The 11,175-nt window shown below is 65.0% G+C and carries 10 protein-coding genes; 9 read left to right on the forward strand and 1 reads right to left on the reverse strand.

All coding sequences use genetic code 11. From position 1 onward, the window contains the following. The 5 genes from WAN71_RS21730 to gatB all read left to right on the forward strand — a co-directional run. On the forward strand, nucleotides 1-218 hold a 218-nt coding region (locus tag WAN71_RS21730), incomplete at its 5' end, for an amidase family protein (protein ID WP_422227309.1). Between the two features lie 120 nt (nucleotides 219-338). Continuing rightward, nucleotides 339-1,370, forward strand: a complete 1,032-nt coding sequence (locus tag WAN71_RS21735) for an ATP-dependent 6-phosphofructokinase (RefSeq protein WP_422227310.1) — start codon at nucleotides 339-341, stop codon at nucleotides 1,368-1,370. A 315-nt stretch (nucleotides 1,371-1,685) separates the two neighbouring features. Further along, entirely contained in the window at nucleotides 1,686-2,654 is a 969-nt protein-coding gene (locus WAN71_RS21740; protein WP_422227311.1) for a MinD/ParA family ATP-binding protein, read from the forward strand. A gap of 133 nt (nucleotides 2,655-2,787) precedes the next feature. Continuing rightward, nucleotides 2,788-3,489 (forward strand): PAS and ANTAR domain-containing protein, encoded by a 702-nt coding sequence (locus WAN71_RS21745; RefSeq protein WP_422227312.1) that lies wholly within the window; start codon nucleotides 2,788-2,790, stop codon nucleotides 3,487-3,489. 10 nt (nucleotides 3,490-3,499) lie between these two features. After that, a complete protein-coding gene (gene gatB, locus WAN71_RS21750; protein ID WP_422227313.1) occupies nucleotides 3,500-5,023 on the forward strand; it encodes an Asp-tRNA(Asn)/Glu-tRNA(Gln) amidotransferase subunit GatB in 1,524 nt (507 codons plus the stop codon). Between the two features lie 9 nt (nucleotides 5,024-5,032). Here the strand turns inward: gatB and WAN71_RS21755 are convergent, their stop codons facing one another. Then, nucleotides 5,033-6,133: a hypothetical protein gene (locus tag WAN71_RS21755; protein WP_422227314.1), complete on the reverse strand. Its 1,101-nt coding sequence runs from the start codon at nucleotides 6,131-6,133 to the stop codon at nucleotides 5,033-5,035. Nucleotides 6,134-6,517: 384 nt separating this feature from the next. Between WAN71_RS21755 and hypF the strand changes: the two genes are divergently transcribed. The 4 genes from hypF to hypE all read left to right on the forward strand — a co-directional run. Then, nucleotides 6,518-8,878: a carbamoyltransferase HypF gene (gene hypF, locus WAN71_RS21760; RefSeq protein WP_422227315.1), complete on the forward strand. Its 2,361-nt coding sequence runs from the start codon at nucleotides 6,518-6,520 to the stop codon at nucleotides 8,876-8,878. 16 nt (nucleotides 8,879-8,894) lie between these two features. Further along, nucleotides 8,895-9,653, forward strand: a complete 759-nt coding sequence (locus tag WAN71_RS21765) for a HypC/HybG/HupF family hydrogenase formation chaperone (protein ID WP_422227316.1) — start codon at nucleotides 8,895-8,897, stop codon at nucleotides 9,651-9,653. Beyond that, nucleotides 9,650-10,315, forward strand: coding sequence for a D-sedoheptulose-7-phosphate isomerase (locus WAN71_RS21770; RefSeq protein WP_422227317.1), 666 nt, complete (start codon nucleotides 9,650-9,652; stop codon nucleotides 10,313-10,315). The genes WAN71_RS21765 and WAN71_RS21770 overlap by 4 nt, the downstream gene beginning before the upstream one ends. Then, a partial coding sequence (hypE, locus tag WAN71_RS21775) for a hydrogenase expression/formation protein HypE (protein WP_422227318.1) occupies nucleotides 10,315-11,175 on the forward strand: 861 nt, incomplete at its 3' end. The genes WAN71_RS21770 and hypE, both read left to right, overlap by 1 nt.

Below are 11,175 nucleotides of genomic sequence, written 5' to 3' on the forward strand. Positions count from 1 at the left end.
AGGTCGACGATCCGCTGGCGATGTATTTGTTCGACCTGTGCACGCTGCCGCTGAACCTGGCCGGCCACTGCGGGATGTCGGTGCCGTCGGGCTTGTCGCCGGACGACAACCTGCCGGTCGGGCTGCAAATCATGGCGCCGGCTCTCGCCGACGATCGGATCTACCGGGTTGGGGCGGCCTATGAGGCCGCCCGCGGACCCCTGCCGTCGGCCATCTAGGCCCGATTGTCCGGCTCCTTCTCGGGGCGGTCTGCGCCCCGCATCGTCGCCGGACGGATCCGCCTGGTGGCCGGGCAGGCCCGGCAAACACCGCTGTAGGAAACGGGGCAAGATGAGGGCATGCGGATCGGAATTCTTACCGGAGGTGGGGACTGTCCCGGGCTCAACGCCGTCATCCGGGCGGTGGTGCGCACCTGCGACTCCCGCTACGGGTCCTCGGTGGTCGGATTTCAGGACGGGTGGCGCGGCCTGCTGGAGAACCGGCGTGTGCAACTGGCCAACGATGATCGCAATGACCGGCTGCTGGCCAAGGGCGGCACGATGCTGGGCACCGCGCGCGTCCACCCCGACAAGCTGCGCGCCGGGCTGGAACAGATCATGCAGACCCTGGACGACAACGGCATCGACGTGCTGATCCCGATCGGCGGCGAGGGCACGCTGACCGCCGCGCACTGGCTCTCTGACGAGAATGTGCCTGTCGTCGGTGTGCCGAAGACCATCGATAACGACATCGACTGCACCGACGTGACATTCGGCCACGACACCGCGTTGACAGTGGCGACCGAGGCCATCGACCGGTTGCACAGCACCGCCGAGTCGCACCAGCGGGTGATGCTGGTGGAGGTGATGGGCCGGCACGCCGGCTGGATCGCGCTCAACTCCGGGCTGGCATCCGGTGCGCACATGACCCTGATCCCCGAACAGCCCTTCGACATCGACGAGGTGTGCCGATTGGTCAAGCGCCGTTTCCAGCGCGGCGACTCACACTTCATTTGCGTCGTCGCGGAGGGCGCCAAACCGGCCGAAGGCTCGATGACGCTGCGCGAGGGCGGGATGGACGAGTTCGGTCACGAGCGGTTCACCGGCGTGGCCGACCAGTTGGCCGCCGAGGTGGAGAAGCGCATCAACAAAGAGGTCCGGGTGACGGTCTTGGGCCACGTCCAGCGCGGTGGTACGCCGACCGCCTATGACCGGGTGCTGGCCACCCGTTTCGGGGTCAACGCTGCCGACGCCGCGCACGCCGGCGAATACGGACAGATGGTGTCGCTACGTGGTCAGGACATCGGCCGGGTGCCGCTGGCAGAGGCGGTGCGCCAGCTCAAACTGGTACCGCAGAGTCGCTACGACGACGCCGCCGCCTTCTTCGGCTAATTCGATGTGCGGCACCCGCGGTTCAGGTTGGTGCCGCCTGGCATTCATCCGCATGCCACCCACGTTTGGCTAGCTCAACGCATTTTCCTGGTTTCTGACGCTCTGAAGCGGGGTACCGTGGGACATATGAATTCCCGCGGTTTCGGTCGCGGTGTCATTCAGAGATCACCGCCCAGGGCGGTGCGGCAAAGTCCCTCGCCGCACCAGCGGCCTTTGCCGGGGCAGCCGCCACCGCCGGCCCGCCCCGGCGATCCGGGCTATCAGCGGCCGCCATGGCCAGCTCACGAGCCGATCGGGACAACCACGGTTCCGGCAATGCAGGCAGGGACGCCACCGGCTGCGTGGCAGCGCCCGGTGCGCAGGATCGCACTCGACACCCTGGAAGACCCATACGCCGAAGCGCCGCCCGAATTCAGCTGGCGAAGCTTGCTATTGCGACTGACCGGAATCCACCTGGGTCCGAGCAGAACCGAGATCTATGAACTCGAGCTGCGTGACCGGGTCCGGGCGCCGTTAGGCAGCGCGTTTCCCATCGCCGTCCTGAACCTCAAGGGTGGCGTCGGCAAAACATCGGTCGTCGAGGCGCTTGGCTCAACATTCGCCGATGCCCGCACCGACCGGGTGATCGCCGTGGACGTCGACGCCGGAGACCTCTCCGACCGGCATGGCTACCGGAACCAGCTGAGCCTGGTCGATTTGCTCGCCAATCGGTCGGTGACGCGGTATCCGGACGTGCGAGCGTATACCCGACGCAACCGTGCCGGCCTGGAGCTGCTGGCGCTTCCGAACTATTCAGACAACGACTGGCTAATCGAGCGTGACGACGTCCTCAGAGCGTTTTCAATACTGCGGAATCACTACTCCGTGGTGTTGATGGACTGTGGCAAAGCGCTCAAATCCGCTGTGACGGAAGCGGTTTTGTTGGAGTCGCGAGCCCTTGTGGTGGTCACCAATGCCTCCGTCGACGCAATCGAAAAGACCCGAACCACAATTGAGTGGTTGTCCAGAAACGGGTATCAGCGACAGATCGAGTCGACGGTGCTGGTGATCAACCACACCGAACGAGGAAAGCCGAGCGGCCCGGTGAACAACCGGCTTCAGCAGCTTTCGGACCAGTTCGCCCCCAAACGTGTAGTGAATCTCCCATTCGATCGGCATGTGCATGAGGGCCAAGAAATAATTCTGCAGCAGCTGGGCAAGCGGAGCAGGCGTGGCTACCTGGAGATGGCCGCTGCCTTGGCTGACATGTTCCCCAGACGCGATATCGGAACGCCAGCGCACTAGCCGCATCAAGCCGATAAAACCGTGAGTGCTGCGAACCGGGCCGTTAGGCAACGGCCAGCTGTAACGTCGCGGCTGTGATGGGACTCATGGCCTGTGGCGGGTGCGACGGCATGATGTTTGCGGAGCACGGGTAATGGCCGCCGAACTCGACGGGCATGCAGCCGAAGTTGGGCAGGCCCTCGCCGGCGCGCCCCAGCGTGTCGGGTGGTTCCGCTTCTACTTCGAGGACCAGCGGTGGGAATGGTCGGAGCAGGTGCAGCGGATGCACGGCTACGAGCCGGGAACGGTGACACTGACCACCGAGCTGGTATTGGCGCACAAGCATCCTGACGATCGGCGCCAGGTGGCGGAGACCATCGACGAGATGCTGCACACCCACCGCGCATTCAGCACCCGGCACCGCATCATCGACACCAGCGGCGCCGTGCACCATGTCGTGGTGGTGGGTGATCAGCTCACCGACGATCAGGATGTGGTCATCGGGACCCATGGCTACTACGTGGACATCACGCCGACGTCCGATCGGGCACACGATGACCTCGTCACCGCCAAGGTCGCCGAGATCACCGAGCATCGCGCCGTGATCGAGCAGGCCAAGGGGATGCTGATGCTGGTCTACGGACTCGACCCCGCGGCCGCGTTCGACCTGCTTAAGTGGCGATCGCAAGAAAGCAATGTGAAGCTGCGGCGGCTGGCTCAGCAGATCGTCGAAGACTTTTGTGCCGTTCGGGACAATGCCATCGGCTCTCGGTCGGCCTTCGACCATATGCTGCTGACCGCTGATGTGCGTGCTGCCGACGACGGCGGCGAGGCGGCGGCTCCGGCAGCCAATTAGGATCGAGCGCATGACTTCTGCTGCGAGCGCTGCCAAGGCGCCCGGTGCGGAACTGCTCGACTACGACGATGTCATCGCGCGCTACGACCCGGTGCTGGGTTTGGAAGTGCATGTCGAGCTGTCCACCGCCACCAAGATGTTCTGCGGCTGCGCCACCGCGTTCGGCGCCGAGCCCAACACCCAGGTGTGCCCGGTATGTCTGGGCCTGCCAGGTTCGCTGCCGGTGCTCAACGAGGCCGCGGTGGAATCGGCGATCCGGATCGGGCTGGCGTTGAACTGCGAGATCGTGCCGTGGTGCCGGTTCGCCCGGAAGAACTACTTCTACCCGGACATGCCGAAGAACTACCAGATCTCGCAGTACGACGAGCCGATCGCCGTCAACGGCCATCTCGAGGTGCCGCTGGAAGACGGCACGAACTGGCGAGTCGAGATCGAACGCGCACACATGGAGGAAGACACCGGCAAGCTGACCCATTTGGGCAGCGAAACCGGCCGCATCCACGGAGCGACCACCTCGCTGATCGACTACAACCGCGCAGGTGTGCCGCTGATCGAGATCGTCACCAAGCCGATCGTGGGCACGGGTGAGCGGGCGCCTCAGATCGCCCGAGCCTATGTGACCGCCTTGCGAGACCTGTTGCGCGCGTTAGGGGTTTCCGACGTCCGGATGGACCAGGGCTCAATGCGCTGTGACGCCAACGTGTCGCTGAAACCGGTCGGCGCTACCGAGTTCGGTATCCGCACCGAGACCAAGAACGTCAACTCGCTCAAAAGCGTCGAGGTCGCCATCTCTTACGAAATGCGCCGACAAGGCGCTGTTTTGGGGTCCGGAGGCCGCGTCACGCAGGAGACCCGGCACTTCCATGAGGATGGCTACACCAGTCCCGGCCGCACCAAGGAGACCGCCGAAGATTACCGCTATTTCCCCGAGCCCGACTTGGAGCCGGTGGCGCCCAGCCGCGAGCTCGTCGAGCGGTTACGCCAGACCATCCCCGAGCTTCCGTGGCTGCGCCGCAAGAAGATTCAAGAAGAATGGGGCATTTCCGATGAGGTGATGCGGGACCTGGTCAACGCCGGGGCAGTCGAATTGGTTGCCGCCACAATCGAGCACGGCGCGCCGAGCAAGGAAGCCCGCGCTTGGTGGGGCAACTTCCTGGTGCAAAAAGCCAACGAGGCCGGCGTGGAACTTGACCAATTGCCGATCACGCCAGCCCAAGTCGCGGCGGTGGTGACGTTGGTCGACGAGGGCAAGCTGTCCAATAAGCTGGCCCGTCAAGTTGTCGAGGGAGTGCTGGCCGGGGAAGGCGAGCCCGAACAGGTGATGACCACGCGCGGACTGGCCGTGGTACGCGACGATTCACTGATTCAGACCGCGGTCGACGAGGCGTTGGCTGCCAATCCCGATGTCGCCGAGAAGATCCGGGGCGGCAAAGTTCAGGCCGCAGGTGCAATCGTCGGCGCAGTCATGAAGGCCACCAAGGGTCAAGCCGACGCCGCGCGGGTGCGCGAGCTGGTGCTGCAAGCCTGCAGTTAGCAGCCGGGCTCAGAACAGGCTCGCCAGGTTGAGCAGCTGGTTACCGACGTCGTCCCAGCCAATTGACTGCGCGATGGACTGGCCCGTCTCGAGCATGGAGGCGATCGGCCCGACCATCGTGGCCGGATCGGTCAAGAACGCGCTAGCCGTCACGCTGAAGGTGCCGACAAAGGTGTCGACGCCTTCGGTGCCACCAACATGAAAGTCAAAGCCGAGGGCGTTGAAGAACGAGCCGGCTGGGCTGAACAACCCGCCCAGGTCGAGCTGGGGCGTCGTGCCGAGGATGGGGCCGATCCCCAATTCCTCTAGCAAATTGAAGGCGTTGCCGTACCCCTCGAAGAACGCGTTGGTGGAATTGATCGGCATATCCAGCAGGTCGTTGAATGCCGTCGTGACGTCGCCGGCCTGGAGCGCATCGACCAGGTGGATGCCGTCATCGAGGAACTGCGCTATCGGGCTAAGAACGGTGCCGATTGTCCCCCACAGGACGCCGCTTGCCGGTGACCCCACGAGTTCGAGCAACGGCCGAATTTGGGCTTCCAACTGGCTGTTGCCGAGAAGAAGGATATTAAGGAGGTCAAGGGTACCGAAGTTGATTGAGCCGAGGTCGACTGAGAAGAGCCCGAGGTCGATTGAGCCCAGGTTCAGCACGAGCGGGAAGCCGTTTATCAGCCAGGTGAGGATGTCGGAATGGCCCCCCAATGTAATGGACGGGTTGATGTCGAAGCAGCCGAAAATGCTCACGCAAGCTCCAACGTCGAAGCCGGCGGTAACGGGTGTGTTGCTGAGGGAAGGAAGAAGGTACGGTTCCGAGCCGGTGGGATAGAACGGCTCGAACGGCGCGTTGAGCGCGTTGTTGAGGTTGTTCTGGATTTCGGTCGGAATGTTGCTGATTTGCGAGGGGTCGGTGAAGATGCTGCTGAGATACCCCAAGAAGTTTTCAGTCACCTGCTGACCCACCGGGAACGGGGCACCGATAAATGGGTCGAAAATGTTGTGGGTGAAACTCGTCGATGCGTTGGTGAAGAGCTGCCCCAACGAGACGTCGTCGAAGCCGCCTGCGGTCAGCTGCACGTCCGCGGCCTGGACGTCGGGCACGGCCGCGGCCACCGGGGTGGCGGCGATGAGGCCGGCGCCGACGAGGGCGACCCCTGCGATGACCCAGGGGCGAGTGGAGAGTTTCATGACCCGTCTCCTCAACATGTGTCTAATTAAAAGCTAGACATTACCTGAGGACAGGCTGAGAATTCTTCAGTTTTCCGGAAGAATATCTTGGCGGTTTCCCGACGCCATTCAAGCCCCGACTGCCGGCCAGCATCCGACGTGTCGGAATCCCTAACCGGTGCCTGTTGTACGCGCCTACGATGGGTTTCGTCGGGTGCCGTGACAACAGAACGGTGTGATCGCGACGTGTGCTGAATGGGGTGCCAAGGGTAGCGGCAATGTCGTCGAGCCGCCTGATATCCCGACGCTCGTGCTCGTTTGGCGGGCGCCATGACCGACACCCTGATGCTGCGATCCGACGACATACGGCAGCGGTTCACCGTCGTCGGCGTCGTGCAAGGCGTGGGGTTTCGTCCGTTCGTTCACCGGATCGCGACCGACATCGGGCTGGCGGGTTTCGTCGGCAACGATTCCGGTGCGGTGTTCATCGAAGTGCAGGGACCAGTCGCCCGCATTGACGAATTCGGGCGTCGGCTGCGTGCCGAGGCACCGCCGCTGGCGCGGATCAACACGGTGTCCATCGTCGGCGTCGCAGCGAACACCCTCGACGGCAACGGCTTTCACATCGTCGACAGCCAGACGGTCCCCGGAGCCACCACGCCGATTCCGCCGGACATCGCAGTCTGCGACGACTGCGTCGCTGAGCTGTTCAACCCGCGGGACCGTCGCTACCGGCACCCGTTCGTGACCTGCACCAACTGTGGACCGCGGTTCACCATCATCCGCGCGTTGCCCTACGACCGCCCGGCCACCACGATGTCGACATTCGCGATGTGTGACCGATGTGCAGACGAGTACCACGACCCGGCCGACCGCCGCTTCCACGCCCAGCCAATCGCCTGCCCGGACTGCGGACCGTCACTGTGGTTCTCGGGACCGGAACGGGTCGAGGGGGCCGACGCTGCGCTGGCCGCCACCCAACGGGCGTTGGCCGCCGGGGCTGTCGTCGCGATCAAGGGCATCGGCGGCTATCACCTGGCCTGCGTCGTCGACGACGAGGCGGCGGTGGGCGCGCTGCGGTCCCGTAAGGCGCGCGGCGCCAAACCGTTCGCGATGCTGGTGCGCGATCTCGACATCGCCCGTCGCTATGCGGACATCGACGATGCCGAGGCCGCCGTACTCACCAGCCCCGCCCGGCCGATTGTGTTGCTGCGCCGGCGCGCCGACGCGCCGGTCGTCGACGCCGTCGCACCGGGCAGTCCGCTGCTGGGTCTGATGTTGCCGTATTCGCCGATCCATCACCTGCTGCTCGCGCCGGTTCCCGGGGCCTATGAGGCAGAAGCCGAGGTGCCCGATGCGCTGGTGCTGACCAGCGCCAACCGCTCCGACGAGCCGATCTGCTTCACCGAAGACGATGCTGCGTGCCGGCTTTCGATGCTTTGCGACGCGGTGCTCGACCACAACCGGCCGATCCACGTGCCATGCGACGACTCGGTGGTCCGCGTCATCGACGGCGGCGAGCTGCCGATCCGCCGCTCCCGCGGGTACGCTCCGTTGCCGGTCGACCTCGGTCGCGATGGCCCGGCGGTACTGGCCGTTGGCGGCGAACTGAAGAACACGTTCTGCCTCACCGACGGGGCACGCGCCTACATGTCCGGACACATCGGCGACATGGAAACGCTGGAGACGCTGCGGGCGTTCGAGCGCGCGGTTAGTCAACTCAGCGAGATCCGCCACCAGCCGGTGCGATTGGCCGCCGATTTGCACCCCGGATACCAGACCCGCAATTGGGCCGAGCGGCATGCCGATGACCGCCCGTTGGATCTCGTCCAGCACCACCATGCGCACGTGGTGTCGCTGCTGGCCGAACACGGCCGGCTCGGCGAGCCGATCATCGGGGTGTCGTTTGACGGCACCGGCTACGGCAGCGACGAAACAATCTGGGGTGGTGAGATTCTGGCTCTCGGGCCGGATAGCCACCGTTTTGTCCGGGTCGGGCACCTGTCGCCGGTCCCGCTACCCGGCGGCGATGCTGCGGTACGCAACCCGTGGCGGATGGCGCTGGCCCAGTTATGGATGGCAGACATCGACTGGACTGCGGATCTGGCCCCGGTCGCTACAGCCACTTCTGCTGAATTACGGCTTATCCGTTCGCAATTGGAGAGCAACACCGGCTGTGTGGCGTGTTCGAGCATGGGCCGGTTGTTCGACGCCATTGCCTCCATGCTCGGCGTGCGGCACCGGATCGATTACGAGGGCCAGGCTGCCATCGAACTTGAGGTGCTGGCCGACTCGGCCAGCACGCATCCGGCGCAGCTGCGCATGGACGTGCGGAGCGACGGGGTTATCGACCCTGCCGGCATGATGCGGGCAATGGTGTCGGCGCTGCGCGCGGGTGTCGACCCGGCCGCGCTCGCCGCGGGCTTCCACCGGGCGGTCGCGGATGCGGTTTTGCAGGTGGTCAGCCTCGTTGCCGGCGAGGTGCGGGTGGTCGGTCTCACCGGCGGGGTCTTCCAGAACGTGCTGCTGCTGCGCGAGTGCCGACATCGGTTGCAGCAAGCCGGATTCGAGGTGTTGACCCACCATGTGGTTCCGCCGAATGACGGTGGGCTGGCGCTCGGCCAGGCCGCGGTCTGCATGCTGACCGCGTTGGACGAAGAACGAGGGCTCGGCGAAGAAGGGGGAGTGTGAATCGATGGGGAGTGATGTGACGACCACCGCGATCGACCGCGGGCTAGACGCCGACTTGGCCGCCGACCTGGCCGCAACTTCTTTTACTTTGGCGAAACGGTTCGCGGCGGGCGCGACCATGTGGTCGATCGCGCCGGGTTGGGAGCCGCATGCTCTGCATATCGCGGTCGAGTTCATCCATCCGGTGATCGTGGGCAAGCGGGCGCTGCCCGCCGTCGCGATCACCGGGCCGGATGTGGTTGACGTCGTACGAGTCTCGGTGCGGCCCGGCGACATCGTGGTCGCCGTCTCCGGAGCCGACGACCCCGAAGTGCGGTCGGTGATGCGCCGAAGTCGGGCATGGGGTGTTACGACCGTGTGGATCGGCAGCGGCGAGCGGCCCCAACCCGGCGCGGCAGACCACGTGCTGTGGCTGGACGACCCGGACCCCCGAGTGCCGGCGACTGGCGGATTCGTGTTGTTCTACCACCTGCTCTGGGAGCTGACCCACGTCTGTTTCGAGCACCCGGGGTTGCTGAAGGAGCCCGATGCGTGCACCGACGAAGTCTGCGTGACCTGTAGCGACGAAGGGCGCCTCGGCGAAGTGCTTACCGCCACGGCCGATGGTATGGCGACGGTGCGTACCGCTGACGGCGTGGAGACCGTCGCGACCACGTTGGTTGATCCGGTGGTCGCCGGTGAACTGGTGTTGGTGCACGCCGGAACGGCGATCAGCCAGGTGCGCGACGACGACGAAGATCCCGGCGAACCCGGGATTGAGGAGCGGCGCTCATGACTCAAGAACCCACCAATTTCTTGTATCCGTTCATCGACGCGCAGGAAGACGATCCCAAATCGCTGCTCGCCGACTTGACGGCCTCAGCGCAGGCCAAGGCTGCCGAGAGCCTGGCGTTGCGCCGCTCAACCCTGGAAGCCAACACCGAGCTAATCCACGGCGCCGCCGCCGAGATGGCCCGGCGTTTCACCGCGGGCGGGCGGCTGTTCACGTTCGGCAACGGCGGAAGCTGTACCGACTGCACCACTCTGGCAAGGCTTTTCGCTCAGCCACCAGCCGGCGACGCGCCGGCAAAATCACTGCCGGCCTGGTCCCTGACGGCCGATCAGGCCATCATGACCGCACTGGGCAATGACGTCGGGTTCGAGCTGGTGTTCGCCCGCCAATTGATCGCCCGCGCGAAGGCAGGCGATATCGCGATCGCGATGTCAACCAGCGGCAGTTCGCCCAATTTGATGGCGGCTTTGAGCGAGGCGCGCCGTCGCGACATGTACACCGTCGGCTTCGCCGGCTACGACGGCGGTGCGTTCGCAAAAAGCCCGGACGTCGACGCCTGCTTCGTGGTTCGCTCGCAAAGTGTGCACCGGATTCAAGAATCCCAAGCGCTGGTCGGCTACGAGCTGTGGTTGGCGGTACACGAACAGATGAGGGCGGTTGCCTGATGACGAAACCAGCTAACGAATACTTGGCCGCAGGCCCGCGTTTCGGCGAGGGCGAGGTGATCGAGCGGATCGAATCATTCCGCAGGCGCCGCCCCCGGCTGCTCGACGATCACGTGACGTTAGCGCACGGCGCCGGTGGAAAAGCATCGGCGGCTTTGGTTGACGCCGTCTTCATCGAGGCGTTCCGTAATCCGCTACTGGAGTCCCTCGGCGACGGGGCGGTGATCAACTTGCCCGGTGGTGAGCGGCTGGTGATGTCGACTGATTCGTTCGTGGTGCAGCCCAGGCGTTTTCCCGGCGGTTCGATCGGCGAACTTGCCGTGCACGGCACCGCCAACGATCTGGCGGTGGCCGGTGCTGTGCCGCAATGGATCTCGGCTGCCTTCGTCCTCGAGGAAGGCTTCCCGATCGCCGAGTTGAAGGAGATTGTCGCCGACATGGCGGCGGCGGCTGCGGCCTGCGGTGTGCAGATTGTCACCGGCGATACCAAAGTCGTACCCAACGGCGCGGCCGACGGTCTATTCATCACGACCGCCGGCATTGGCGTGATCCCTGCGGAACGCCAGCTGTCGCCGGCGTCGGTGCGCCCCGGCGACAAGGTGCTGTTGTCAGGGTCGATGGGCGACCACGGGATGGCGGTGATGCTGGCCCGCGGTGACCTGGCCATCGAGGCCGATATTCACTCCGACACCGCCGCGGTGAGCCCGCTGGTAGAGGTGCTGTTGTCGGCCGCGCCGTCGACGCGCTGGCTGCGTGACCCGACCCGCGGCGGCGTCGGCACCGTCTGCAACGAACTGGCCCAGGCTTGTGGTCTGGGGGTGTTGCTGGAAGAGGATCGCCTCCCGGTGCACCCGATGGTG

Origin of the sequence: Mycobacterium sp., from assembly GCF_049280035.1 — a bacterium.
In the GTDB taxonomy this organism is placed as follows: Bacteria; Actinomycetota; Actinomycetes; order Mycobacteriales; family Mycobacteriaceae; genus Mycobacterium.

Excerpts from the sequence above, each read along its gene's own strand:
- WAN71_RS21735 (WP_422227310.1), top strand. The coding sequence starts at position 339 with ATGCGGATCGGAATTCTTACCGGAGGTGGGGACTGTCCCGGGCTCAAC.
- WAN71_RS21740 (WP_422227311.1), top strand. The coding sequence starts at position 1,686 with ATGCAGGCAGGGACGCCACCGGCTGCGTGGCAGCGCCCGGTGCGCAGG.
- WAN71_RS21745 (WP_422227312.1), top strand. The coding sequence starts at position 2,788 with ATGGCCGCCGAACTCGACGGGCATGCAGCCGAAGTTGGGCAGGCCCTC.
- gatB (WP_422227313.1), top strand. The coding sequence starts at position 3,500 with ATGACTTCTGCTGCGAGCGCTGCCAAGGCGCCCGGTGCGGAACTGCTC.
- hypF (WP_422227315.1), top strand. The coding sequence starts at position 6,518 with ATGACCGACACCCTGATGCTGCGATCCGACGACATACGGCAGCGGTTC.
- WAN71_RS21770 (WP_422227317.1), top strand. The coding sequence starts at position 9,650 with ATGACTCAAGAACCCACCAATTTCTTGTATCCGTTCATCGACGCGCAG.